Below are 25,420 nucleotides of genomic sequence, written 5' to 3'. Positions count from 1 at the left end.
CGCCACCAGACCGGAGGGAACCTCCATGGCACAGCCTGCATCGGGGCCGGCGTCAGCCGAAGGCCCGTGTTCCACCCCGCAGGGGTCCTCGGTCCACCCCGTGGACGAGAAGCTCCCCGCCGCGCGGCTCGTACCCGCCGCGCTCCAGCACATCGCCGCCATGTACGCGGGAGTCGTCACCCCTCCGCTCATCATCGGCCAGGCGGTGGGCCTCGACGCCGCCGGAATGACCCGGCTGATCGCCGCAAGCCTGCTCATCGCCGGCTGCGCCACGATCCTGCAGACCATCGGCGCGGGACGCTTCGCCGGCAACCGGCTGCCCTTCGTCAACGCCGCGTCCTCCGCCGGCATCGCCCCCATGCTGGCGATCGCCGAGACCAGCGCCCCCGGGCACCGACTCCCCGCGATCTACGGCGCGGTGATGGTCGCCGGTGTCTTCTGCCTCGCCGTCGGCCCCTTCTTCGGCCGGCTGCTCCGGTTCTTCCCCCCGCTCGTCACCGGCGTCGTGATCACCCTCATCGGGGTCACCCTGATGCCCGTGCCGGTGAGCTGGGCCCAGGGCGGCGACAGCGGCGCAGCCGACTTCGGCGCCATGCGGCACCTGGCGCTCGCGGCCTTCACGCTCGTGGTCATCCTGCTCTTCCAGCGCTTCGGCAAGGGCTTCGTCAAGCAGATCGCCCTGCTGCTCGGCCTGTTCATCGGCACCCTCGCCGCCGTCCCCTTCGGCATGGCCGACTTCGGCACGCTCCGCGAGGCACCGGTGGCCGCGCTGCCCGCGCCGTTCGCCTTCGGCGCGCCGGAGTTCCAGCCCGCCGCCATCCTGTCCCTGTGCATCGTGATGCTGGTCCTGATGACCGAGTCCAGCGCCGGCATGCTCGCCCTCGGCGAGATCTGCGACCGCCGCAGCGACGGACGGACCATCACCCGGGGCCTGCGCACCGACGGCATCGCCACCCTCCTCGGCCCCGTCTTCGGCGGCTTCCCGACCTCGGCCTTCGCCCAGAACGTCGGCGTCGTCTCGCTGACCCGGGTCCGCTCCCGCTACGTCGTCGCCGTCGCCGGCGGCATGCTCCTCGTCCTCGGCGCCTTCCCGGTTCTCGGAGCGGTCGTCTCGACCGTCCCCATGCCGGTCCTCGGCGGCGCCGGCATCGTCCTCTTCGGCTCGATCGCGGTCAGCGGCATCCGCACGCTGTCCGAGGCGGGCCTCGACGACAGCTCCAACATCATCCTGGTGGCCGTCGCGCTCGGCGCGGGCATCATCCCGCTCGCCGCACCCACCTTCTACGCCGACTTCCCGGCCTGGGCGCAGACCGTGCTCGGCTCCGGAATCAGCGCGGGCGCGCTCGTCGCCGTCCTGCTCAACCTGTTCTTCCACCACCTCGGCACCCGGAGCCGCCACACGGCCCCGGCACTCAAATCCTCCTAGGGTCCTGCCGTGCCCACACCACCGAAGAGGAATGAAGGAACCACCGCCATGGCAGCACCTTCGGCACCCCAGCGCATCGTCATCGAGAACTGCGCGATCGCCACCGTGGACGCCGACGACACCGAGTACGCCTCCGGGTACCTCGTCGTCGCGGGCAACCGGATCGAGTCCATCGGCGCCGGAAAGGCGCCGGCGGGCCTGGAGAACGTGGTCCGCCGGATCGACGCCACCGGTCACCTGGTGACGCCCGGTCTGGTCAACACCCACCACCACTTCTACCAGTGGATCACCCGGGGCCTGGCCACCGACCACAACCTCTTCAACTGGCTGGTCGCGCTCTACCCGACCTGGGCCCGCATCGACGAGGCCATGGTCCGCGTCGCCGCCCAGGGCTCGCTGGCGATGATGGCCCGCGGCGGCGTCACCACCGCCATGGACCACCACTACGTCTACCCGAAGGGCTCCGGCGACCTGTCCGGCGCCATCATCGGGGCCGCCTCCGACATGGGTGTGCGCTTCACCCTCGCCCGGGGCTCGATGGACCGCAGCGAGAAGGACGGCGGCCTGCCGCCGGACTTCGCGGTCGAGACCACCGAGGGCGCGCTCGCCGCGACCGAGGAGACGGTGCGGAAGTACCACGACGCCTCGTTCGACGCGATGACCCAGGTCGCCGTCGCCCCCTGCTCCCCCTTCTCCATCTCCACCGAGCTCCTGCGGGAGGGCGCGGCGCTCGGCCGCCGCCTCGGCGTACGGATGCACACGCACGGCTCGGAGACCGTGGAGGAGGAGAAGTTCTGCCACGAGCTCTTCGGCATGGGCCCCACCGACTACTTCGAGTCGACCGGCTTCCTCGGCGAGGACGTGTGGATGGCGCACTGCGTCCACATGAACGACTCCGACATCGCCGCGTTCGCCCGGACGAAGACCGGTGTGGCGCACTGCCCCTCCTCCAACGCGCGCCTCGCCGCCGGCATCGCCCGGGTCCCCGACATGCTGAAGGCGGGCGTTCCGGTCGGCCTCGGTGTCGACGGCACGGCCTCCAACGAGTCGGGCGAACTGCACACCGAACTGCGCAACGCGCTCCTCATCAACCGCCTCGGCGCGCACCGTGAGGCCGCGCTGAACGCCCGTCAGGCCCTGCGCCTCGGAACGTACGGCGGCGCCCAGGTCCTCGGCCGGGCCGACTCGATCGGCTCGCTGGAGGCCGGCAAGCTCGCCGACCTCGTCCTCTGGAAGATCGACGGTCTCGGCCACTCCTCGATCGCCGACCCGGTCACCGCGATCGTGTTCGGAGCGGCGGCCCCGGTGACGGCCTCTTTCGTCAACGGCAGGCAGATCGTCGAGAACAACCGTCTCCTCTTCGCGGACGAAGAGGCGATCGCGCGCGACGCGCGCGCGGAGGCGCAGCGCCTGGCCCGTATCGCGGCCCAGGGCTGACCCTCCCCATGGAGTCCGACCGAGGGGGACGGCCCTCGGTCGGTCGCCGCGGACCCGAGCGGGGTTCGCGGCAGCCGGACGGGGGGTGCCGTGCACGACGTACGGCACCCCCCGGAAGGTGAGAAGAGGTTCCTCCTCCCGGAACACCCTGCCCGGCGCCCCCACGCCGAGCCACCGCACCCCCTCCGCACATCCTCATGAGCCGCACACCGTGAGCCGCACGAACTGCACCCCTTTGCACCACCTCCCTGACATCCGCGTCACCGCCGACGCGTAACCGACCGGAGGAACCGCCGTGGCCGCCAAGCCCAGGTTTCGCAATGATGCCCACGATGCAAGCGCCACCGACTCCGAGGACCGGAAGCATCCGGTCGACGAGACGCTGCCGCCCCTGAAGATGTTCACCAGCGGCCTCCAGCACGTGGCCGCCATGTACGCGGGCGTGGTGGCCCCGCCCCTGATCGTCGGAGCGGCCGTCGGGCTCTCCGGCACCGAACTGACCTTCCTCACCGGAGCCAGCCTCTTCACCGCCGGACTCGCCACCTTCCTCCAGACGCTCGGCGTCTGGAAGATCGGCGCCCGGCTGCCGTTCGTCAACGGCGTCACCTTCGCCGGCGTCGCGCCGATGCTCGCCATCGTCGACACCACCGACGACAAGGCCGACGCGCTGCCGATCATCTTCGGCGCGATCATCGTCGCGGGCGTCCTCGGATTCGTCGCCGCCCCGTACTTCTCCAAACTGGTCCGCTTCTTCCCGCCCGTCGTCACCGGCACCGTGATCACCCTCATCGGCGTCTCGCTGCTGCCGGTCGCCTTCGGCTGGGCCCAGGGGCCCGACCCTTCGGCCGAGGACTACGGTTCCACCACCTTCCTGACCCTCGCCGCGATCACCCTCGTGGTGGTCCTGGTCCTGCGGCGCTTCACCCGCGGCTTCCTCAAGCAGGTGGCCGTCCTCGTCGGCCTGGTCATCGGCACGCTCATAGCCATCCCGTTCGGCGTCACGGACTTCAGTCCGGTCACCGAGGCGTCCGTCGTCGGATTCCCGAGCCCGTTCCACTTCGGCGCACCGCAGTTCGCGGTGGCCGCGATCGTCTCGATGTGCGTGGTCATGCTGGTCTCGATGACCGAGTCGACCGCCGACATGCTCGCCCTCGGCGAGATCGTCGAGCGGCCGGCCGACGAGAGGACCATCGCGGCCGGACTGCGCGCCGACACCCTCGGCTCGGCCCTCAGCCCGCTCTTCAACGGCTTCATGTGCAGCGCCTTCGCCCAGAACATCGGGCTGGTCGCGATGACGAGGATCCGCAGCCGCTTCGTGGTCGCCTGCGGTGGCGGCTTCCTGGTCCTGATGGGCCTGTCGCCCGTGGCCGCCTCGCTGATCTCCGTCGTGCCGCGGCCGGTGCTGGGCGGCGCGGGCGTCGTCCTCTTCGGCTCCGTCGCCGCCAGCGGCATCCAGACCCTCGTCAAGGCGGGTCTGGAGAAGGACAACAACGTGCTGATCGTGGCGGTCTCGCTGGCCGTAGGCATCATCCCGATCACGGAGCCGGAGTTCTACCACGCCTTCCCGGAGACCGCGAAGATCATCCTGGACTCGGGCATCTCGACCGGCTGCGTCGCCGCGGTCCTGCTGAACCTGGTCTTCAACCACCTCGGCAGGGGCCGGGACGAGGACACGGTCACCGCGCCGATGGAGCCGGGCGAGGAGATCTCCGGCACCCGCACCGCGAAGGCGGCGCACGTCCACTGAACGACGCACCGCCCCTGACACCGCCCGCCCCGGTCCCCGCGCCCGCCGCGGGGACCGGTGGCGTGCGCGGGGAAGGAGCGGGCAGTCGAGGAGGAGTGACGGAGGGGCCGGTGTCCGAGGAGTGCGGGGTGGCTGAGGTGGCAGGGACTTCCGAGGAGCGTGGGTGGATGGGGACGGGCCGCGCGACGGCCACCGTGGGCACCGGCGCCGCGGTGCCCACCGGGACCGTGCCCGCCCGGGAGGCGGTCTCCGCCCTGCCGGGGCGCCTTCGCGCGTCCGCGGGGGACGACGGCCCCGGGGCGCCGGCGATCGTGCTGATCAACCCCAACACCGCGGCGGACACGACCGCGACGATGGCCGCGATCGCCCGCCGGACGCTGGGGCCGGGCGTGGGAGTCCGCGGAGTCACCGTGGCACGGGGGCCGCGCATGCTCACCGATCCGGCCGCCCTGCGGGCCGCCGCCGCGGAGGTCGCCACGGCCGGTCGCCAGGCCCTGGCCGAGGGCCGGTGCCGTGCGCTGCTGGTGGCCGCCTTCGGCGATCCGGGCGTGGCGGAACTGCGGAGCCTGACCCTGCACGCCGCTGGCGGACCCGTGCCAGTCGTCGGCATCGGCGAGGCCGCGCTCCTGGAAGCCGCCGCGTCCGGGCGGCCGTTCGGCATCGCCACCACCACGCCCCTGCTCGCCGGTCCCGTCGTCGAGCGGGTCGCCGCCCTCGGACTCGCGGACCGGTTCACCGGTCTGCGCCTGACCGAGGGAGACCCCGAACAGCTCGCCGCCCACCCGGAGTCGCTGCACGAGGCCCTGGCCGGAGCGGTCCGTGCCTGCGTCGCCCAGGACGGGGCCCGGGCCGTCGTCATCGGCGGCGGCCCGCTCGGCGAGGCGGCGGAGGTCCTGCGCGCCCGGTTCGAGACCCCGGTGATCGCCCCGATCCCGGCCGCCTGCCGCAGGATCGCGCGGCTGCTGGGGCAGGACCCCGATGGCTGCCGATGATCACCGCTGTCTACCCTCGTCGCATGACGACCGACTGGGCCGCCGAGTACCGGCGCCTGCTGCAGGGACACCGGCACGGCGCCGCGGGCCCGACCACGGAGCGGTACCGGGCGGCGGAGCCCCCGCCGCCGCTGACCCTGGCGGAGGTGTGCGAGGCGGAGGAGGAGCTGGGGATCACGTTCCCCGAGGACTACCGGGACCACCTGCTCCGGCGCAGCGCCGGTGGCCGGATCAACCGCCTCCGCCGCGACGCGGCGGGCTGGGGCTGGCACGGGGACTCCGACACCAACTACGACCTGCTCCGCACGGACTTCCCCCACCCCGACTCCTACCGTGCCTACGAGGACGACCTCGACGACCGTGAGCCGCTGGAGGAGCGGTTCCCGGACCAGGACGCCTTCCGGCGGGCGTGGCAGGACTGGGACGACGAGTACGGGGTCCACCAGGAGCGCAAGACGGCGGGGGCCGTGTACATCCAGGAGCACGGCTGCGGCTTCAGCACCCTGCTCGTCGTCACCGGCCCGCACCGGGGCACGATGTGGTTCGACGGCCGGGCCACGTGCGACCAGATCCTGCCGTTGCTGCTGAACGGCAGCCCGGTGTCGTTCGCGGAGTGGATCGACCGGGACTACCTGACCCCCTGGTGAGCCGGGCGGAGCGGCCCACCGCCCCGCCCCGTCCGTCAGGACGCCGGAGGCCGCCAGTCCGGCCGGCGGCCGCTCAGGCCGACCACCCGGTCGAGCAGGGGCGCGTCGTCCGGGACGGGGACGATCGGGCCGAAGAAGCCGTCCTCGCCCTGCGCCTCCTCGGCCGGTGTCAGGAGCGCCTGCGACGAGGCGAGTTCCGCCTCCTCGACCGCGTAGTCCTGGCCCGTGGCCCGCGCCAGGTCCCAGCCGTGGATCACCAGCTCGTTCAGCGCCACCATGCCCATGACGGCGGCCGGCAGCCCGACCCCACCCGCCTGCGTGTCCCCCTCCCACGCCCCCGGTTCGCGCCAGGCCGCCGCCAGGTCGTCCAGCGCCTTCGGCAGCTCCGTGCGCCAGTCGTCCTCCAGCACCGGCCGTTCCGTGCCGGGCGGGGTGCCGGTCGTCGGGCCGAAGTCCTTGCGGGCGGCGTCGCGGAAGGCGACGCTCAGCCCGGCGACGTGCGCCAGCACCTCCCGTACCGCGTACTCCGGACACGGGGTCGGATCCCCGAGCCGCTCGTCGCCGATGCCCGCCGCGAGCCGCGCCATCCGCGTCGCGGCCGTCCCCAGATCGATGCGTGTCGAATTCTCCATACGGGGCAGACCGTCCCGGCGGCCGGAACTCATCGGTCGACGGCGCCCCTCCTCGGTCACGGGTCGCCCGGGTCACCGCTCCGCCCCGATCCGCCGCAGGCACTCCGCCGCCAGAGCCGGGTACGCCTCGGCGATCGCCTCGTACAGGCGCGTGCGCAGGAGTCCCTCGGCCTCCGCGCGTCCCGTCACCCCGTACAGCCCGTCGAGCAGCGTCTCGTACCGGGACAGCGCGTGCCGGAGGTAGTTCACCTGCCAGCGGACCAGTGCCCCGGGCCCGGTGGCCCCTCCGCCGGGGCTCCGGGCACCCAGCAGCCGGCGATGCCGCACCGCCCGCCGCTCCAGCTCCGCCGCGGGCAGCCGGGGCACCTGGATCGGCTGCGCCCGGATCGCCGCGAGCACGGCGAGCCGCCGGCTCTCGGCGCCCGCCGTCGCCGCCGACGACCGGCGCCCCGAGTCCGCGGCGCACCGGGCGAACTCCGGTGTCCGCTCCACGGCCTCCACCCGCGACACGCGGTAGAGCCGGACGGGCGCGAGCGACCAGCGGCGCGGGTCACGGCCCTGGACGTCGGCCTCACCCAGCAGATCCCGCACCATCGCGTCGGTCCAGCCGCGCTCCCGCAGCCCGTCGAGCGTCACGTACGCCGTGCAGTCCGTCATGATTCCCCCAGAAGTCGGTTACGGAGAGTGACGAACCCAGTGAAGCGCACCCCACTGACAACCACCCCGCCCCGCCCCCTTGCCGTACCGCGCGACGGGGTGCCATAAAGGTCTGGACCATGTCGACGGACGGAGGCATTCCCGTGCAACGCCCGCTCGCCGCAACCCTGTTGACCCTCGCCCTGCTGCCCCTCGCGGCCTGCTCCACCGGCCCCGCCGCGGACACTCGCGCCCCCGGCACCCCCCTGGGCGTCACGGCGGCCTCCGGCAGCGCGACCACCGTCCACGTCATGTGGAGCGCCGCGACCGACGACCGCGCCGTGACCGGCTACGAGGTCTACGAGCGGGGCCGCAAGGTGAAGGACCTGCCGGCCACGACGCTCATGACGGACATCGTGAACCTGGCGCCCGCCACCCCCTACTCCTTCACGGTGCGCGCCCGCGACGCCGCCGGGAACCGGTCGCCGCACAGCACGACGGTCCCGGCGACCACCCTCGCCGCGAGCGCGCGGGACCGTACGCCCCCGACCACCCCGGCATCCCTGCGCGGCGCCGCCGACGGCAGCCGCGCCGCCACCCTGACCTGGACGCCGGCCCGCGACGACACGAGGGTGACGGCCTACGACGTCTACCAGGCGGACACCCGCGTCCACACCGTCCCGGGCACCGTCACCACCACCCGCGTCACCTCGCTCCGCCCCGGCACGATCTACTCCTTCACGGTCCGCGCCCGCGACGCCGCCGAGAACTCCTCGCCGGACAGCCACACCCTCGACGTGACCACGGCCACCGCTCCCGGCGCGCCCCCGAACACCGCCCCCACCGGCCTGACGGCGACGGCCGGGCGCGGCGAGATCACCCTGACCTGGACCCCGCCGAAGACCGACGCCCCGATCGAACAGCACCAGCTGTACCTGAACGGCAGGTTCGCCACGACCGTCGTCTGGGGAGCGGAGCCCCCACCGGGCCGCGCCACCTACACCTTCACGGTCCAGGACCCGCCGGGCACCCGCTACAGCGTCACCCTGCGCGCCAGGCTCCCGGACGGCACCTGGGGCGACTTCTCCGCGCAGCGGACGGTGGTGGTGGCGCGCTGACACCCCGAGCGCGCCTGTCGCGGAACGACGTCCTCCGCCCTCCGGAACTACCCTGGAGGCGTGGCTGCCACCGTGCTCTCCAACACCGGGCTCGACACGTTCCTCGACGGCGCCCCCGAGCGCCACGACCCCTCCTACGTGCGGGCCGCCGACGCCGTGCTCGGACTCCTGGCGCTGCGCGGGGCCGAACGGCGCGCGGGCCTGCCCGAGCCGACGGTGGAGCTGGTGCGGCATCTGCTCGTCGAGGACGCGCCGGCCTTCGTCTACGCGACGCCCGAGGAGCTGGCGGCCTACCCCGCCGTGCTCGCCGCGCTCACCGCGCGGATCCGGGAGGCCGGGCGCCTCAACGGGAAGCGGCAGGCCCGGATCCTGACCGCGATCGAGGAGACCCTGCCGGACTTCGAACGGGCGATGAACGACCCCGGCAACCTCACCTGGCAGCGCTGGTACGCCTCCCTGCTGCGGGCCGACGGCGCCGACCCCGGCGACGCCGCCGCCGTCCTCGGCTGGCTCGCGGCCCACGAGGGCGTCACGACCCCCGACGGACTGCGCCGCGCCGACCTGATGAACCGGAGCGAACTCGCCGACGTCGTCCTCGCCGAGGCCCTGACCGGCGCGTACGTACGGGACGCCGAGGCGCCCTCGCCCGCCGGGCCGTTGCTCTCCGACGCGGACGTCGCCCACGGCGTCGGCCGGGTGGCGGGCCGGCTGGTCGACCGCTGGACCGCCGAGGGCCTGGCCGAGGCGCTCTCGGGGCCGTACGCCCATCTGGCCCCCGGGCCGGAGGCGTTCCCCCATCTGGTCCTGGCCGACACCCTTCTGGACGAACACCTCGACTACTACGGCGACTCCACCGTGCCCCTCCCGCCACCGCCCGCGGAGCCGCACGATCCGCAGCGCTCCGTGGAGGCCGCCGCCGACCTGCTGGCCGCGGCCGTCGACGAGATGAAGGCCGAGACCGGCGGGCTCTACGACGGCGAGGCCGCCCACCTGCTGTACGCGCTCTACCAGCGCGGCTCCAGCGCCGAGTCGGTGGCTCGCAGGGCCGCCGAGTTCGAGGACTGGCCGGTCGATCCACGCCTGGAGGACGCGCCCGTACCCGTACCGGACACCGCGCAGGCCCCCGGCGACTACCGGCTGCCCTCCACCGAGGAGCTGACCCGGCTCGTCGGGCGGACCGTCACCGACGACGACCGGGCACGGCTGGAGCCGTCCGCCCGGACCATGGCCGACACCGTCGACCGGCTCACCGGGACCGGCATGGTCTTCCGCGCCGGCGACGCCTTCGGCCTCACCCCGCAGGGCGTCGAGGTCCTCCACTACCTGCTGAGAGTCCGGCACGTCGCGGCCCCCGACGCCGCCGAGGTCGCCGCCTGGGACGCCCCGACGGTGGTCGCCGCGGCCGAGGGCTGGTCCGGGCCCGCCGCCGCGCGCGTCCTCGCCGACTGGCTCCGCGCCCGGGGGGACGGCGCCGACGCCTGGTCGGCGCTGCTCGCCGCCCTCGGCACCGTCAACGCCGGAACCCACGAGACCGCCGACACCCGCGCGCTGCTCGGTCTCCTGGACTGCGCCTCGGCCCCGCTGGAGGCGCTGCGCGGCGCCCTCGCCGACCCGGTCGTCGGCGCGTCCGTGGCCGACATCCTCCGGGCCCGGGGCGAGGCCGTGGACGAGACCCTCGTGCCGCTGTCCGCCTACGCCCTCGCCGTACTGGACGAACTGACCCGGGCGCCGGGCCGGGCATCCTTCGACGTCGCGGCCGAAGGGTGGCCCGGCGGCGCGAGCGCCCTGATCAAGGAGATGGTGGCGGCCGATCCGCACCAGGCCGAACGCACCCTGGTGCGCCTGGGGGTGGCCCGCCCGCAGGCGCGCACGGAGCGACGGGCGCGACGCCGGGGAAGGCGCCGCGCCCGCTGAACCCCGTGGGGGGTCGGAAGAGGGGTCAGGAGAGTGCCGAGAGGTAGATCCCGGAGGTGCCCGCCCCCGCCGTGTTGCGGCAGCTGTGGTTGCCGGTCGGCCGTGCCTGGATCAGGGCCAGGCAGCGGCCGAGGGCGAGCTGGCCGTAGTAGTTGGGGTGCACGGACTCCTGGACCGGTCCCTGGGTTCCGTTGCTGTCGATCCAGCGGGCCCACTCGCTGGTCGTGATCGAGGCCGGCACCGTGGCACTCACCTGCTTCGACGCCTTGGCGCAGACCTCGCGGCCCTGGAGCAGGTCGCGCAGGTCCATGAACTGGGTGCCCTTGGCGGCGGCGACGGCCTTCAGCCGGTCGGAGACCTGCGGGACGAGCGAGTCCCGCGCCCAGTCGGAGTCGAGGTTCCAGAAGGGGCACCCACCCGTGTTGACGCGGCTCCAGCCGCTCTCCGTGTAGCGGTTCTCGGCGGCGCGGGGGATGGGGGAGGGGTAGGACTGGAGCACGATCCGGTAGTCGGAGGCCGCGTAACCGGCGCCCGACATCACCGCGCGGATCTCGTCGACCGACTTGGCGACGTTCGCCATCGCGCCGTCGATCTTCGCGTCGACCTCGGCCTGCTGGTCGTCGTGGCAGTAGGAGTACCAGACGATGTAGTCGGTGGCGCAGGCGCGGATGATGTCCGAGAAGCCCAGGTCGTTGCCGCCGACCGACAGCACGATCATCCGGACGTCGTTCGCGGCGGCGACGGCCGCGAGCTGGTCCGCCTGCGGCGCCTCGCCCTTGTACGCCTGTCCGCCCTGCGAGGACCGGAACACGTTCTGCGTCGTGGCGCCGGAGCAGGCCAGGTTGACGAGGGTGGTGGCGATCGCGCCGGCGCTGCGCACCTCGGCGGAGTCGGAGCGGTGGCAGCCGTTGGCCGCCGTGGCGCCGTACACGCGGGCGGGGTCGTAGGTGGTGCCCGTCCACGCCCGGTCGGTGCCGTTGCGGCTGCCGGTGTTGGTGAGGCTGTTGCCCTGCCAGCGTCCGGCCTCGCCGGAGATGTAGCTGTCGCCCATGGTCACGACGGCGGTGGGGCCGGACCCGGGACTCGCGGCGGCGGGGGCGGCGCCGGCCGCCAGCCCGCCGAGGGCGAGGGGCAGCGCGAGCGCGGCGGCGGCGAGTCTGTGGAGTGCGCGGTGGGGGGTGGGGCGCATGGCGGAGTTCTCCTGCGTCGGTGCAGAGGAGCGGGGGACAGCCGCCGGCCGGTGGCATGGCGGAATCTCGCATGCCGTGGCTTGTTACCGCTAGGTAGCTGCGCGTCTCGGTTACGTCACATGCCCTGTGAAACGCACCGGAGCGAAAAGGGCTCCGCCCCCGGTGCTGTGCGTCACCGGGGGCGGAGCCTGCGTGCGGGGCCGACGTACGGGAGTCCCGGGGGGAGCCGTACGGAGCCGGGGGTAGGGGTGCTGCGCGGCTGCTGTGCGGTCAGCCGACCAGCTGGTCGTACGCGGGGAGGGTCAGGAAGTCGGCGTAGTCGGCGTCCAGCGAGACGTGCAGCAGGAGGTCGTGGGCCTGCTGCCACTTGCCGGCCGCGAAGGCCTCCTCGCCGATCTCCTCGCGGATCGCGGCCAGTTCCTCGGCGGCCACCTGACGCGCCAGCTCCGGCGTGGCCTTCACCGTCTCGCCGTCGTGCTCGAACTCCACACCCGCGTTGATCCACTGCCAGATCTGCGAGCGCGAGATCTCGGCGGTCGCCGCGTCCTCCATCAGGTTGAAGATCGCGACGGCGCCGAGGCCGCGCAGCCACGCCTCGATGTACCGGGTGCCGACCTGGACGGCGTTGCGCAGACCCTCGTAGGTCGGCCGCGCGTCCAGGGAGGCGATGTCGATCAGCTCCGGGCCCTCGACGTGCACGTCCTCGCGCAGCCGGTCCTTCTGGTTGGGCCTGTCGCCGAGCACCGCGTCGAAGGAGGCCATCGCGATCGGGACCAGGTCCGGGTGGGCGACCCAGGAGCCGTCGAAGCCGTCGCCCGCCTCGCGGTCCTTGTCCGCCTTGACCTTCTCGAAGGCGACCTTGTTGACCTCGGCGTCGCGCCGCGACGGGATGAAGGCCGCCATGCCGCCGATCGCGTGCGCGCCCCGCTTGTGGCAGGTGCGCACGAGCAGTTCGGTGTACGCGCGCATGAACGGGGCCGTCATCGTGACCAGGTTGCGGTCCGGCAGCACGAACTTGGCGCCGCCGTCACGGAAGTTCTTGACGATGGAGAAGAGGTAGTCCCAGCGGCCGGCGTTCAGGCCCGCCGCGTGGTCGCGGAGCTCGTAGAGGATCTCCTCCATCTCGTACGCCGCCGTGATCGTCTCGATCAGGACGGTGGCGCGCACGGTGCCCTGCGGGAGGCCGACGTAGTCCTGCGCGTACACGAAGATGTCGTTCCAGAGACGCGCCTCCAGGTGCGACTCCGTCTTGGGGAGGTAGAAGTACGGGCCCTTGCCGAGCTCGACGAGGCGCTTGGCGTTGTGGAAGAAGTACAGGCCGAAGTCGACCAGGGCGCCGGGGACCGGGCGGCCCTCGAAGGTCAGGTGCCGCTCCTCCAGGTGCCAGCCGCGGGGGCGCATGACGACCGTCGCCAGCTCCTCGGCCGGCTTGAGGGCGTAGGTCTTGCCCGACCTCGGGTCGGTGAAGTCGATCTTCCGGGTGTAGGCGTCGATCAGGTTGACCTGCCCGAGGACCACGTTCTCCCAGGTCGGCGCCGAAGCGTCCTCGAAGTCGGCGAGCCAGACCTTCGCGCCCGAGTTCAGCGCGTTGATCGTCATCTTCCGGTCGGTCGGGCCGGTGATCTCGACGCGGCGGTCGTCCAGGGCCGCCGGGGCCGGCGCGACCTTCCAGGAGTCGTCGGCACGGACGGCCGCGGTCTCCGGGAGGAAGCCGAGGGTGGACGTACGGGCGATCTCGGCGCGGCGCTCCGCCCGGCGGGCGAGGAGTTCGTCCCGGCGCGGCGTGAACCGCCGGTGCAGCTCCGCCACGAAGGCGAGGGCCGCGTCGGTCAGCACCTCCTCCTGCCGGGGCAGGGGCTCGGCTTCGACGACGGCCAGGGGGGACGGCGCTGGTGCGGACATGAACGGTCACTTCCTTCAGCGGGCTTCACGGGCGGTGCCTTGCGGCCGCCGGGCGTCACGGAAGCGGCACTGCGTGCCACGGTGCCGGGATACGGCCGCGAGCGCCGTCAGAGGTATCAGGCGCTTCTGAACAGTGGATACTAGTTTCCTCATGGTGGAAGTTCAATGGTTTGTTGATGTCGAGATACTCCGGATCGACAGACCGTGGCGCTCGGTGCCAGGTCTCTCACTCAAGGTGCGCCAGATCGGCCTCCGTGTCGATGTCGTAGGGCTCGGCCACATCCGAACAGTCCACCAGCGTGATCGCATCCCGATGGGCCTTCAGGTAGTCGCGTGCCCCCTGGTCGCCGACCGCACCCCCCGCGACGGCCGCCCAGCGGTCCGCGCCGAAGAGCACCGGATGGCCGCGCCTGCCGTCGTACGAGGCCGCCGCCAGGGAATCGCGGGAGCGGTACGCCGACCGGACCCGCGCCATCGCCGGCGCCCCGATCCCCGGCTGGTCCACCAGGCTCACCAGGGCCGCGTCCACCGGCAGCGCCCCGGCGGCCAGGGAGCCGAGGCCGACGCGCAGCGACGAGCCCATGCCCTCGGCCCAGTCCGGGTTGTCCACCAGGACGCAGCCGGGCAGCACCGCCCGCTCCCGCACCAACTCGGCGGAGGCCCCGAGAACCACGTGGACCACCTCGCAGCCGCCCTCCCGCAGCGCGCGCACCGCGTGCTCGACCAGCGGCCGGCCGCGGTGGGGGAGCAGGGCCTTGGGACGCCCGCCGAGGCGGCGCCCGCCGCCCGCGGCGAGGAGGAGACCGGCCACCAGAGGCGGGGTGTGCTGTGCATCCGTCATGAGGGATGCATACCGCATGACGGCCCGGGACACGGATGCCTGAAATTGCGTCCGCGGAGTGGCGCGGCGGGCGCGCGATGGCGTTAACTGACCCGCGACCCCCGGCGCCTGACCACCGTTCGAAGGGTCCGGTTCGGAGTGGGCGTTCGGCGCGGCGTGTCGTGCGAGGGGGAGAACTTTGTTGCGAAGTGTTGGGCAGAGGCGTGTGACAACCGGCAGCGGCGAGGACCCGAGAGTGGCGGAGCTGCGCGCCGCCGTCTCCCGGCTGCGCCGTGAACTCGCGGGACACCGCGCTGAGTTCGCCGACCGTGGCATCGCCGAGGACGAGCTCGCGTCACTGGACGCGATGGCCGTGAGCGGCGTGCCGGAGATCCGGCGGCTGCGCCGGTCCCTGCTGCTGATCGCCGGTGCGGTCGGCTCCGTCAGTGCCCTGGCGAACGGCCTCGCGGGCGTCCGCAACGCCGTGGAACTGTTCGGCGAGCCGCCGCAGGGCACCTGAGGCGCGCCGGGGGCCGGGGCGCGAAGGGCACCGAGGCGCGCGGGCCGGCAGGGGGCGCCCGGCACACGGCTACCGCCGGATCAGCCGCCGTGCCGTCGCCGCCGCCACCGCGGCCGTGCGCGAGTCGACCCCCAGCTTGGCGAAGACGTGGACCAGATGGGACTTCACCGTCGCCTGGCTCAGGAAGAGCCGCTTGCTGATCTGCTGGTTCGACAGGCCCTCGCCCACCAGCTGCAGCACCTCCAGCTCCCGCTTGGTCAGCGCCTCCGCAGGCGTCCGCATCCGGTCCATCAGCCGGTGGGCCACCGCCGGGGCCAGCGCCGACTGGCCGGCGGCCGCCGTGCGGACGGCGGCGGCCAGTTCCTCGGGCGGCGCGTCCTTGAGCAGATAGCCCGAGGCGCCCGCCTCGACCGCCGCCAGGATGTCGGCGTCCGTGTCGTACGTGGTCAGGACCAGCACCCGCGGCCCGCCCCGTACGGCCGTGATCGCCGCGGTCGCCTCCGAGCCGTGCATACCCGCCCCGAACTGCAGGTCCATCAGCACCACGTCCACCCCGCCCGCCGCGGCCAGCTCCACCGCGCGCTCGGCCGTCGCCGCCTCGCCGACCACGGCGAAGTCGGGTTCCGTGTCCAGGACCGCGCGGAGCCCCGCCCGGACCACCGGATGGTCGTCGGCCAGAAGAAGACGGATCGTCATGACGGCGCTCCAGCGGGAAGGGGGAGGGACACGGCGACCGCCGTGCCCTGACCGGGGGCCGACTCCACGGTGAACGTGCCGCCCAGCGACCGGGCCCGGGACCGCATCGCCGGCAGCCCGAAGCCGCCCTCCGCCGAGGGGGAGAGCCGGGCGGGATCGAAGCCCCGGCCGTCGTCCACCACGTCCAGCGTCACCGAGGCGTCCATGAAGGTGAGCGTGATCTCCGCCCGCGAGGCGTCCGCGTGCCGCACCGTGTTCGCCAGCGCCGACTGGGCGATCCGCAGCAGGGCCACCTCGTACGGGGTCGGCAGCTCCACCGGCGTGCCGCTCACCGTGAACCGGGCCCGCAGCGGGCGCCCCGGAGCCGGCTCCTCCGACCCGCCGCGGCCGGCCGTGGAACCCGGCTCCCGCCCCGCCGTCGACCCCGGTCCCCGACCCGTCGTGGACGGCTGACCCTGAGCCGTGGTGGACGCCTGCCCCGGCCCCTCCTCGGACAGCCGTTCCGGGCCCGGCTCGCACAGGCGCTCCAGCGCCGCAGCGAGCGAGCCGTGTTCCAGGCCGGGCGGCGCCAGCGCCCGCACGAACCGGCGCGCCTCGGCCAGGTTGTCCTGCGCGGCCCGCCGTGCCCGTTCGACGTGACCGGCCGCCGGGGAGTCCGGCGGCAGCGTCCGCTGAGCGGCCCGCAGCAGCAGCTGGATCGAGGACAGTCCCTGCGCCAGCGTGTCGTGGATCTCGCGGGCCAGGCGCTCCCGCTCCGCCAGCGTGCCGGCGTGCCGCTCGGCCGCCGCCAGCTCGGCCCGGGTCGACAGGAGCTCCTCGATCAGCCGCCGCCTCCGCTCGCTCTCGCGGTAGAGCGCCTGATAGCCGAGCACCGTGGCCACCGCCACGGCCGCGCCCAGCAGCGGACCGATGAACACCCCCGGGTTGAGGGCGTCGCCGTGGCGTACGTACGAGAGGATCGCCGCGCAGGCGGTGAGCGCCACCGCGGGCAGCGACCAGCGCACGGGCAGCAGGTGCAGCTGGAGGAAGTACAGCGGGAACGCCACCCAGAGGCCCTCCGGCGTCAGCCACAGCAGCACGAGCCACGAGGCGCACAGCGCCGCCAGCCACAGCCCGGCCGCCCGCCGGGAGGTGCGTACGGACGGCAGCAGCGAACCGGCGGCGTAGACCGCGCCGGTGACCGCGGCCGCCGCCACCCCGGCGGCGGAGTCCGCCCGGACCGCCGCGAGGACCAGCAGGCCCGCCATCAGCAGGTGGAGGCAGAGGCGCACCACGCGCAGGGCGGGGGTGAGGGAACGGGGATCCATGATCTGTCCAGCGTAGGCCGGGGCCGACAATCCGGACTCAACCGAAAGTTTGATTGCGGAGCCATCCGTGGCGCGATGCCCGGCCCGTACCCCGGCCAGCAGTCTTGGTCCCATGTTCGTGGCATGGAAAGACCTGAGATTCGCCAAGGGGCGATTCACCCTGATGGGCACGGTGATCGTGCTGATCACCCTGCTCGTCGGCCTGCTGTCCGGGCTGACCGCCGGACTCGCCCGCGAGAACGTCTCGGCGATCACGGGCCTGCCCGCCGACCGGCTGGCCTTCGCCGCGCCGCCCGCGGACCGGCCGGTCTCCTTCACCGACTCGACGGTGACGCGGACGCAGTGGCGCCGGTGGGCGGAGCGGCCCGGGGTGACGAGCGCCGAGCCGCTCGGGATCCGGACGCTGGGCGGTGTCGCGGGGGACCGGACGGCCTCCGTCTCGGCCTTCGGCACGGAGCCGGGATCCGGTCTCGCGCCCGAGAGCGAACGGCTCGGGCCGGGCCGGGTCGTGCTGTCGCGGTCCGCGGCCGAGGAGCTGGGGACCGCGGTGGGCGGCACCGTACGCCTCGGACCGCTGGAGGCCGTCGTCGCGGCGGTCGCGGGCGACGCCTCGTACAGCCACACACCCGTCGTGTGGACCTCGCTCGACGACTGGCAGAAGCTCGGCCACAGCGGAACCGCGCCCGGCGAGCAGGCCACCGTCATCGCCCTGAGGACCGGCGACGGCGCCGATCTCGCGGCCGGCGACCGGGTCCTGGGCACGGAGGCGAGGAGCATCGACGAGGCGCTCACCGCCATAGGGTCCTACCAGGCCGAGAACGGTTCCCTGCAGCTGATGCGGGGCTTCCTCTTCGCCATCTCCGCGCTCGTCATAGGAGCCTTCTTCACGGTCTGGACGATCCAGCGCAGCGGCGACGTGGCCGTCCTCAAGGCGCTGGGCGCCTCCACCCCGTACCTGCTGAGGGACGCCCTCGGGCAGGCGGTGCTGATGCTCGGGGCCGGCACGCTGCTGGGCACCGGACTCGCGGTCTCCATCGGCGCGCTCGTCAGCGGCGGCGACGTGCCCTTCGTCCTGGAACCGGCGACCGTGCTCGGCCCGGCCGCCGTGATGATCCTCCTCGGCGTGCTCGGCGCCGGACTCTCCATCCGGCGCATCACCGCCGTCGACCCTCTGATCGCACTCGGGAGCGCCCGATGAGCCTGATCCTCGACGATGTCACGCTGACCTACCCCGACGGGGACGGGCGGCTCACCGCCCTCGACGCGATCGGCCTGGAGGTGCCCGGCGGCAGCCTCACGGCGGTCGTGGGGCCCTCGGGATCGGGCAAGTCCAGCCTGCTCGCGGTCGCGGCGACGCTGGTGACCCCGGACCGGGGACGGGTGGTCGTGGCCGGCACGGACACGGGTCCGCTGGACGCGGCGGCCAAGGCGGCGCTGCGGCGGGAGCGGATCGGGATCGTCTTCCAGCAGCCCAACCTGCTGCCGTCCCTGACGGCCGCCGAGCAGTTGCAGGTGATGGCGCACCTCTCGGGAGGCCGCCCGAAGGCGGTGCGCGCGCGGGCGGCGGACCTGCTCGACGCCGTCGGCCTCGCGGACCTCGCCGGCCGCCGTCCGCACCAGCTCTCCGGCGGCCAGCGCCAGCGCGTCAACATCGCCCGGGCCCTGATGAACGAGCCCGCCGTGCTGCTCGTGGACGAGCCGACCAGCGCGCTGGACCACGAGCGGGGCGCGGCGGTGGTGGACCTGCTCGCGACGCTGACCGCGGACCGCGGCACGGCGACGGTGCTGGTCACGCACGACCGCGCACATCTGGAGCGGGCGGACGCGACGGTCCTCGTGCGGGACGGCCGGCTGGTGGACCCCGTGGCGTCCCCGGGCGGGGCGGCGGCCTGACGGCTCGGCGGAGGGGCGGCGCGCGGACCACGGACCGGGGGCTCCCGGCACGAACGGCAGGACACCCCCTCGCCACCGGACACGACAGGGGCACCCCGGGCCTCGGGCCCGGGGTGCCCCTGTCGTCGTGCTCCGTGACTACGCCTGTCCGTTGCCCGCCGTGCTCGCGAGGGCCGCCGACAGTTCCCGGGCGACCTCCTGGAGGATCGGGACGATCTTCTCCGTCGCCGCCTCCGTCACGCGGCCCGCCGGGCCGGAGATCGAGATCGCCGCCGCGGTGGGGGAGTCGGGCACCGACACGGCGAGGCAGCGGACCCCTATCTCCTGCTCGTTGTCGTCGACCGCGTACCCCGCGTCGCGCACCACCGCGAGCGCGTCCAGGAAACCCTCGGGCGTGGTGATGGTCTTCTCGGTCGCGGCCGGCATGCCCGTCCGGGCGAGCAGCGCGCGGACCTCGTCCGCCGGGGTGTAGGCGAGCAGCGCCTTGCCCACGCCCGTCGAGTGCGGCAGGACGCGCCGGCCGACCTCGGTGAACATCCGCATCGAGTGCTTCGACGGCACCTGGGCGACGTAGACGATCTCGTCCCCGTCGAGCAGGGCCATGTTCGCGGTCTCGCCGGTCTCCTCGACCAGGCGCGCCAGATAGGGCCGGGCCCAGGTGCCGAGCAGCCGGGAGGCCGACTCCCCGAGCCGGATCAGCCGGGGGCCGAGCGCGTACCGGCGGTTCGACTGCTGGCGTACGTATCCGCAGGCCACGAGGGTGCGCATCAGCCGGTGGATGGTGGGCAGCGGGAGCCCGCTGCTGGCCGAGAGCTCGCTCAGTCCGACCTCGCCGCCGGCGTCGGCCATCCGCTCCAGGAGGTCGAAGGCACGCTCAAGGGACTGGACGCCGCCGCTCGCGGCAGCGGGCTTCGAGGCGTCGGTGGTGCTGGCGCTGGACGTCGGCACGTCGAGGTCCTTTCGGGGCGGGCGGGCAGGTCAGCAGCCTACCGGGCGACCCCGGCGTACACACGGCCCCGGTCCCGCCGTCCGGGCCGGGGCCGTGTGTACGACGGGGTCATTTGTCCGGTGTCGACGGCTGCCCGGAGGGGTCCCGGACCTCCCCGCATGTGCGGAGCTACGTTCTACTGTACGAAATTTCGATTCCACTTCATGGAAACGTCCAAGAACGCCCGGTCGCGCCGGGGCGGGGCGGCGTCATGCTGGAAGTGTGCCCTTGACGGCATGTCGTCCTGAGTTCAGACTCCTTCAACAGTTCGTTGAATTTCTGCTGGGTGGAAGAAGAAGGGGTACGGGTGGACGTCAACCTGGTACTGCGCTCGACACGCGTCATCACCCCCGAGGGGACACGCCCCGCGTCGATCGCCGTCTCCGGCGGGACCATCGCCGCGGTGCTGCCGTACGACGCCGAGGTACCGGCCGGTGCCCGGCTGGAGGACGTCGGCGACGACGTCGTGCTCCCCGGGCTCGTCGACACCCACGTCCACGTGAACGACCCGGGCCGCACCGAGTGGGAGGGGTTCTGGACCGCCACCCGCGCCGCCGCGGCGGGCGGCATCACCACACTGCTCGACATGCCGCTCAACTCCCTGCCGCCGACGACCACCGTCGAGCACCTGCGGATCAAGCAGGAGGTCGCCCGGGCGAAGGCGCACATCGACGTCGGCTTCTGGGGCGGCGCGCTGCCCGACAACGTCAAGGACCTGCGCCTGCTGCACGACGCCGGCGTCTTCGGCTTCAAGTGCTTCCTGTCGCCGTCCGGCGTGGACGAGTTCCCCGAGCTCGACCAGGAACAGCTGGCGAACTCCCTCGCCGAGATCGCCGGCTTCGACGGGCTGATGATCGTGCACGCGGAGGACCCGCACCACCTCGCCGCCGCCCCGCAGAAGAGCGGCGGCAAGTACGCCGACTTCCTCGCGTCCCGCCCCCGGGACGCCGAGAACACCGCGATCGGGAACCTCATCGACCAGGCCCGCCGTCTCGACGCGCGCGTCCACGTCCTCCACCTGTCCTCCTCGGACGCCCTGCCGCTGATCGCCGCGGCCAAGGCCGAGGGGCTCGCCGTGACGGTCGAGTCCTGCCCGCACTTCCTCACCCTCACGGCGGAGGAGGTGCCGGACGGCGCGACCGAGTTCAAGTGCTGCCCGCCGATCCGGGAGGCGTCCAACCAGGACGCCCTGTGGCAGGGCCTGGCGGACGGGACGATCGACTGCATCGTCTCCGACCACTCGCCCTCCACCGCCGACCTGAAGACGGGCGACTTCGCCTCCGCCTGGGGCGGCATCTCCTCCCTGCAGCTCGGCCTGCCGGCGATCTGGACCGAGGCCCGCCGCCGCGGCCACGACCTGACCGACGTCGTCCGCTGGATGTCCGAAGGCCCGGCCCGGCTCGCCGGCCTGGACCGCAAGGGCGCCATCGAGGCCGGCCGCGACGCCGACTTCGCGGTCCTCGACCCCGAGGCCACCTTCACCGTCGACCCCGCCGAGCTGGAGCACCGCAACCGGGTCACCGCCTACGCCGGCCGGACCCTGCACGGCGTCGTGCGGTCCACCTGGCTGCGCGGCGAGCGCATCGCCGCCGACGGCACCCTCGCCGAGCCCTCCGGCCGCCTCCTCGAAAGGAACAACTGACCCGTGACCGGCATACCCTCCTTCACCGGCGACGCCAGCCCCTACGGCGGTGGTGACCCGTACGCCGACTACCGCACCGCCGACTTCCCCTTCACGCAGTACGCCGACCTCGCCGACCGGCGGCTCGGCGCCGGAGTGATCGCCGCGAACGATGAGTTCTTCGCCGAGCGCGAGAACATGCTCAAGCCGGAGGCCGCCGAGTTCGACCCCGAGCACTTCGGGCACAAGGGCAAGATCATGGACGGCTGGGAGACCCGCCGCCGCCGTGGCGTGTCCGCCCAGGAGCCGCACCCCACCGCCGAGGACCACGACTGGGCGCTGGTGCGTCTCGGCGCCCCTGGCGTCGTCCGCGGCATCGTCGTCGACACCGCCCACTTCCGCGGCAACTACCCGCAGGCCGTGTCGGTCGAGGCGGCCTCGGTCGCGGGCTCGCCCTCCCCCGAGGAGCTGCTGGCGGACGACGTGAAGTGGACGACGCTCGTCCCGCGCACCGCGATCGGCGGCCACGCGGCCAACGGCTTCGCCGTCGCCGTCGAGCAGCGCTTCACCCACCTGCGGGTCAACCAGCACCCCGACGGCGGCATCGCCCGGCTGCGGGTGTACGGCGAGGTGGCCCCCGACCCGCGCTGGCTCGGCGTCCTCGGCACCTTCGACCTCGCGGCGCTGGAGAACGGCGGCCAGGTCGAGGACGCCTCGGACCGCTTCTACTCGCCGGCGACCAACACCATCCAGCCCGGCCGGTCCCGCAAGATGGACGACGGCTGGGAGACCCGACGCCGCCGGGACAAGGGCAACGACTGGATCCGCTACAGCCTGGCGGCCGAGTCGGAGATCCGCGCGGTCGAGATCGACACGGCCTACCTCAAGGGCAACAGCGCGGGCTGGGCGGCGCTGTCCGTGGCGGCCGAGGGCTCCGAGGACTGGACCGAGATCCTGCCCCGGACCCGCCTCCAGCCCGACACCAGCCACCGGTTCGTCCTGGACACCCCGGCGGTCGGCTCCCGCGTCCGGATCGACATCTACCCCGACGGCGGCATCTCCCGCCTCCGCCTCTTCGGCTCCCTCACCGAAGCGGGCACGGCGCGGCTGACGGCCCGCCACCAGGAACTGGGCGGGTAACGACACCCCGCCCGGCCCGCGAAGGCGCACCGGCCCGACAGCCCCGGTGCGCCTTCGCGCCTTTCACCCCTCCCTCGGTCCCACCCCCCTCGGGCCACCCCTCTCGGGCCGCCCCCTGAGCGCCGACTCCCGGGCACCCGGCTACGCGGCGTGTCCGCCGTCGACCGAGAACTCGGCCCCCGTCACGTACTCCGCCCCCGGCCCCGCCAGGAACGCCACCATCGCGGCGACCTCGTCCGGGACACCGAAGCGGCCCAGCGCCGTCAGCGCCGTCTGCGCCTGCGCGTACGGGCCGTCCGCCGGGTTCATGTCGGTGCCGACCGGGCCCGGATGGACCAGGTTCGCCGTGATGCCGCGCTCGCCCAGGTCCCGGGCCAGCCCCTTCGTCAGGCCGACGAGCGCGGACTTGCTCGTCGCGTAGAGGGTTCCGCCGGGACCCGGCACCCGTGCCGTCATGCAGGTGCCGATCGTGATGATCCGGCCGCCGCGTCCCATCCGGACCGCCGCCTGCGCCGCCAGGAAGGCGGCCCGCACGTTGACCGCGAGCACCCGGTCCACGTCCGCCAGGGACAGGCTCTCCAGGGGGCCGAGGACGCCGATGCCGGCGTTGTTGACCAGCACGTCGAGCCGGCCGAGCGCGTCGGCGGCCCACTCGACCGCGCCCGCCGCGTCCCCGGCGTCGGCCGCGTCGGCCCGCAGGGGCAGCGCCGTGCGTCCGGTCGCCTCGATCGCGGCCGCGACCTCCCGCGCGCGCTCCTCGCCCCGGACGTAGGTGAAGGCGACGTCGGCCCCCTCACGCGCCAGCCGCAGGGCCGTCGCGGCCCCTATGCCGCGGCTGCCGCCCGTCACCAGGGCCGTCTTGCCGTACAGGGTGGACATGCCGAACCTCCAGGGAGAACGCGTCAGTGGTTTCGCGTTCAATGAAAGGCGGCGGGAAGCCCCCGCACCGGCGGGAAACGGACACGGACACCGGCGGCGCGGGCGCCGGACGGACGGCGCTGCTCCGGCGTCACCGATGAGTTCCGCCGGGCGGTGGAGTCGAAGCAGGTGAGACACGATGGACCGGGGGACCCCCCGGTCGAACCGAAAGGGCCCGTCATGACCGCCACGCTCAGCCTCACCCAGTTCCTCTCGCTCGACGGCGTCTACCAGGCCCCCGGGGGCCCGCAGGAGGACCCCAGTGGCGGCTTCGACCAGGGCGGCTGGTCCGTGCCGTACGGGGACGAGGACTTCGGCCGGTTCATGGCCGGGGTCTTCGAGCGGCCCACCGCCTTCCTGCTGGGCCGCCGCACCTACGAGATCTTCGCGGGCTACTGGCCGAAGCAGACCGACCCCGCCGACCCGGTCGCCGGCAAGCTCAACGCCCTCCCCAAGTACGTCGCCTCGACCACCCTCGACACGGCCGACTGGGCCGGCACCACCGTCCTCGGCGGCGACGCGGCGACGGAGGTCGCCGCGCTCAAGGAGCGCACCGAGGGCGAGATCCAGATGCACGGCAGCGGCGGCCTCGCCCGCTCCCTGATGGCGCACGACCTGATCGACACGCTGCACCTGCTGGTGTTCCCCGTCGTGCTCGGCAACGGGCGCCGCCTCTTCGCCGACGGCGCGCGGCCGACCGCCTTCCGGCACGAGGACGCCAGGACCACGGGCTCGGGCGTCGCCATCCACACCTACACACTGGCCGGGCGGCCCGAGTACGGCAGCTACTGAACCCGCGGCCCCGCTCCGTGGCGGCCGCCGCGGCCCCGCGGGCCGTCCGCCCCGCGGAAAGGTGTAGCCCTCATCCGTCGTGCCGGGTACGGTGATCGTCCGCGTGCGAGCCGTCGAAGTCTCCACCCCGTCAGACACGTTGGAGCAGGCCCGCCATGTCCTCGATCGCCGCTTCCGTCCCCCTCGACGCCCCGCGCCGTGCCTGGCTGACCGACCTCCCGGTCCTCCTCGTCGCCGTCGTCTGGGGCACCAGCTATCTCGCGGCCAAGGGCATCACCACCACCCACACCGTCATCGCCGTCCTGGTCCTGCGGTTCGCCGTCGTCCTGCCGGTCCTCGTCGCTGCGGGGTGGCGCCGGCTCAGGGCGCTGAACGCCGCCCAGTGGCGCGGCGCCGGCCTCCTCGGCCTGATCCTCGGCGGGATCTTCCTGCTGGAGACGTACGGCGTCGTCCACACCTCCGCCACCAACGCGGGCCTGATCATCAGCCTGACCATGGTCTTCACCCCGCTCGCCGAGGCCGCCGTCACCCGCAGGCGGCCGCCGCGCGCCTTCCTCGCCGCGGCCGCGCTCTCGGTCGCGGGCGTCGTGCTGCTGACCCAGGGCGGCGGCTTCACCACCCCCTCTCCCGGTGACCTGCTCATGCTGCTGGCGGCCCTCGCCCGGACCGTCCACGTCCTGGCCATGTCCCGGATCAAGGCGGTGCGCAGCGCCGACTCCCTCTCCCTGACCACCGTCCAACTCGGTTCCGCCGTCGCCGTCTTCGCCCTCCTCGCGGCCGTCCCCGGGACCGGCGCCGCACCGTGGTCGGTCGCGGCCGGGTTCGGGCCCCGGGAATGGGCCGGGCTGGTCTTCCTCTCCGTCTTCTGCACCCTCTTCGCGTTCTTCGTGCAGATGTGGGCCGTACGCCGCACCTCCCCGTCCCGGGTCAGCCTCCTGCTGGGCACGGAGCCGTTGTGGGCCGCCGCCGCGGGCATCGCGCTCGCGGGCGACCGGCTCGGCGTCCTCGGTGTCGCGGGGGCCGCCCTCGTGCTCGCCGGGACGAGTTGGGGCCGTCGCGCCGCCGACGAGGGTGCCCGGTAGGT

General features: G+C 73.6%; 23 protein-coding genes. 14 read left to right on the top strand and 9 right to left on the bottom strand.

From position 1 onward, the window contains the following. Positions 1 to 25: 25 nt before the first annotated feature. From ACE1OA_RS07480 to ACE1OA_RS07460, 5 genes are all read left to right on the top strand, one after another. Positions 26 to 1,426: a nucleobase:cation symporter-2 family protein gene (locus ACE1OA_RS07480; protein ID WP_432752510.1), complete on the top strand. Its 1,401-nt coding sequence runs from the start codon at positions 26 to 28 to the stop codon at positions 1,424 to 1,426. A 48-nt stretch (positions 1,427 to 1,474) separates the two neighbouring features. After that, positions 1,475 to 2,863 (top strand): 8-oxoguanine deaminase, encoded by a 1,389-nt coding sequence (locus ACE1OA_RS07475; RefSeq protein WP_356607400.1) that lies wholly within the window; start codon positions 1,475 to 1,477, stop codon positions 2,861 to 2,863. Between the two features lie 295 nt (positions 2,864 to 3,158). Beyond that, positions 3,159 to 4,610 (top strand): nucleobase:cation symporter-2 family protein, encoded by a 1,452-nt coding sequence (locus ACE1OA_RS07470; protein WP_384873016.1) that lies wholly within the window; start codon positions 3,159 to 3,161, stop codon positions 4,608 to 4,610. 167 nt (positions 4,611 to 4,777) lie between these two features. After that, positions 4,778 to 5,602, top strand: a complete 825-nt coding sequence (locus tag ACE1OA_RS07465) for an aspartate/glutamate racemase family protein (RefSeq protein WP_432752509.1) — start codon at positions 4,778 to 4,780, stop codon at positions 5,600 to 5,602. A gap of 23 nt (positions 5,603 to 5,625) precedes the next feature. After that, positions 5,626 to 6,249, top strand: coding sequence for an SMI1/KNR4 family protein (locus tag ACE1OA_RS07460; RefSeq protein ID WP_432752508.1), 624 nt, complete (start codon positions 5,626 to 5,628; stop codon positions 6,247 to 6,249). 35 nt (positions 6,250 to 6,284) lie between these two features. On the opposite strand, the gene ACE1OA_RS07455 is transcribed toward ACE1OA_RS07460, so the two are convergent. Continuing rightward, positions 6,285 to 6,881: a TIGR03086 family metal-binding protein gene (locus ACE1OA_RS07455; protein ID WP_432752507.1), complete on the bottom strand. Its 597-nt coding sequence runs from the start codon at positions 6,879 to 6,881 to the stop codon at positions 6,285 to 6,287. 72 nt (positions 6,882 to 6,953) lie between these two features. Beyond that, positions 6,954 to 7,538: a hypothetical protein gene (locus ACE1OA_RS07450; RefSeq protein WP_356607392.1), complete on the bottom strand. Its 585-nt coding sequence runs from the start codon at positions 7,536 to 7,538 to the stop codon at positions 6,954 to 6,956. A gap of 119 nt (positions 7,539 to 7,657) precedes the next feature. Between ACE1OA_RS07450 and ACE1OA_RS07445 the strand changes: the two genes are divergently transcribed. Together ACE1OA_RS07445 and ACE1OA_RS07440 are read left to right on the top strand one after the other, a co-directional pair. Next, a complete protein-coding gene (locus ACE1OA_RS07445) occupies positions 7,658 to 8,635 on the top strand; it encodes a fibronectin type III domain-containing protein (protein WP_432752506.1) in 978 nt (325 codons plus the stop codon). 60 nt (positions 8,636 to 8,695) lie between these two features. Then, a complete protein-coding gene (locus tag ACE1OA_RS07440; protein WP_356607388.1) occupies positions 8,696 to 10,549 on the top strand; it encodes a hypothetical protein in 1,854 nt (617 codons plus the stop codon). Positions 10,550 to 10,574: 25 nt separating this feature from the next. On the opposite strand, the gene ACE1OA_RS07435 is transcribed toward ACE1OA_RS07440, so the two are convergent. The 3 genes from ACE1OA_RS07435 to ACE1OA_RS07425 all read right to left on the bottom strand — a co-directional run bounded on the left by ACE1OA_RS07435 (position 10,575) and on the right by ACE1OA_RS07425 (position 14,482). Beyond that, positions 10,575 to 11,738 carry a GDSL-type esterase/lipase family protein gene (locus ACE1OA_RS07435; RefSeq protein ID WP_356607386.1) on the bottom strand — a complete coding sequence of 388 codons (1,164 nt, stop codon included), beginning with the start codon at positions 11,736 to 11,738 and terminating at the stop codon, positions 10,575 to 10,577. Between the two features lie 271 nt (positions 11,739 to 12,009). Then, positions 12,010 to 13,641: a malate synthase A gene (aceB, locus tag ACE1OA_RS07430; RefSeq protein WP_386545377.1), complete on the bottom strand. Its 1,632-nt coding sequence runs from the start codon at positions 13,639 to 13,641 to the stop codon at positions 12,010 to 12,012. 226 nt (positions 13,642 to 13,867) lie between these two features. Then, complete coding sequence (locus tag ACE1OA_RS07425) at positions 13,868 to 14,482, bottom strand: nucleotidyltransferase family protein (RefSeq protein ID WP_356607382.1); 615 nt, start codon at positions 14,480 to 14,482, stop codon at positions 13,868 to 13,870. Positions 14,483 to 14,660: 178 nt separating this feature from the next. On the opposite strand from ACE1OA_RS07425, the gene ACE1OA_RS07420 reads away from it, so the two are divergent. Further along, complete coding sequence (locus ACE1OA_RS07420) at positions 14,661 to 14,981, top strand: DUF5955 family protein (RefSeq protein WP_356607380.1); 321 nt, start codon at positions 14,661 to 14,663, stop codon at positions 14,979 to 14,981. A gap of 69 nt (positions 14,982 to 15,050) precedes the next feature. Here the strand turns inward: ACE1OA_RS07420 and ACE1OA_RS07415 are convergent, their stop codons facing one another. Together ACE1OA_RS07415 and ACE1OA_RS07410 are read right to left on the bottom strand one after the other, a co-directional pair. Further along, a complete protein-coding gene (locus tag ACE1OA_RS07415) occupies positions 15,051 to 15,677 on the bottom strand; it encodes a response regulator (RefSeq protein ID WP_147981712.1) in 627 nt (208 codons plus the stop codon). After that, on the bottom strand, positions 15,674 to 16,984 hold the full coding sequence (locus ACE1OA_RS07410) for a sensor histidine kinase (RefSeq protein WP_386545383.1): 1,311 nt from the start codon (positions 16,982 to 16,984) through the stop codon (positions 15,674 to 15,676). Before ACE1OA_RS07410 ends, ACE1OA_RS07415 begins: the two co-directional genes overlap by 4 nt. Before the next feature lie 112 nt (positions 16,985 to 17,096). On the opposite strand from ACE1OA_RS07410, the gene ACE1OA_RS07405 reads away from it, so the two are divergent. Together ACE1OA_RS07405 and ACE1OA_RS07400 are read left to right on the top strand one after the other, a co-directional pair. Continuing rightward, positions 17,097 to 18,182: an ABC transporter permease gene (locus tag ACE1OA_RS07405; protein WP_432752505.1), complete on the top strand. Its 1,086-nt coding sequence runs from the start codon at positions 17,097 to 17,099 to the stop codon at positions 18,180 to 18,182. Further along, on the top strand, positions 18,179 to 18,877 hold the full coding sequence (locus ACE1OA_RS07400; protein WP_432752504.1) for an ABC transporter ATP-binding protein: 699 nt from the start codon (positions 18,179 to 18,181) through the stop codon (positions 18,875 to 18,877). The genes ACE1OA_RS07405 and ACE1OA_RS07400 overlap by 4 nt, the downstream gene beginning before the upstream one ends. Before the next feature lie 138 nt (positions 18,878 to 19,015). Here ACE1OA_RS07400 and ACE1OA_RS07395 read toward each other — a convergent pair whose 3' ends face one another. Then, the gene (locus ACE1OA_RS07395; protein ID WP_356607372.1) at positions 19,016 to 19,825 is read right to left on the bottom strand and encodes an IclR family transcriptional regulator; all 810 of its coding nucleotides are present in this window, start codon (positions 19,823 to 19,825) and stop codon (positions 19,016 to 19,018) included. 347 nt (positions 19,826 to 20,172) lie between these two features. On the opposite strand from ACE1OA_RS07395, the gene allB reads away from it, so the two are divergent. Beyond that, positions 20,173 to 21,507, top strand: a complete 1,335-nt coding sequence (gene allB, locus ACE1OA_RS07390) for an allantoinase AllB (protein ID WP_356775572.1) — start codon at positions 20,173 to 20,175, stop codon at positions 21,505 to 21,507. Between the two features lie 3 nt (positions 21,508 to 21,510). Continuing rightward, positions 21,511 to 22,626: an allantoicase gene (alc, locus tag ACE1OA_RS07385; protein ID WP_432752503.1), complete on the top strand. Its 1,116-nt coding sequence runs from the start codon at positions 21,511 to 21,513 to the stop codon at positions 22,624 to 22,626. Between the two features lie 141 nt (positions 22,627 to 22,767). On the opposite strand, the gene ACE1OA_RS07380 is transcribed toward alc, so the two are convergent. After that, entirely contained in the window at positions 22,768 to 23,505 is a 738-nt protein-coding gene (locus ACE1OA_RS07380) for an SDR family oxidoreductase (RefSeq protein WP_432752502.1), read from the bottom strand. Between the two features lie 219 nt (positions 23,506 to 23,724). On the opposite strand from ACE1OA_RS07380, the gene ACE1OA_RS07375 reads away from it, so the two are divergent. Beyond that, positions 23,725 to 24,336, top strand: a complete 612-nt coding sequence (locus tag ACE1OA_RS07375) for a dihydrofolate reductase family protein (RefSeq protein WP_356607364.1) — start codon at positions 23,725 to 23,727, stop codon at positions 24,334 to 24,336. Positions 24,337 to 24,491: 155 nt separating this feature from the next. Beyond that, complete coding sequence (locus ACE1OA_RS07370) at positions 24,492 to 25,418, top strand: DMT family transporter (RefSeq protein WP_384873051.1); 927 nt, start codon at positions 24,492 to 24,494, stop codon at positions 25,416 to 25,418. The last annotated feature ends 2 nt before the right edge of the window (positions 25,419 to 25,420 follow it).

It is taken from the genome of Streptomyces sp. JL2001, from assembly GCF_050917515.1.
Classification (GTDB): Bacteria; Actinomycetota; Actinomycetes; order Streptomycetales; family Streptomycetaceae; genus Streptomyces.
This window is presented reverse-complemented; position numbering and strand designations above follow the sequence as displayed.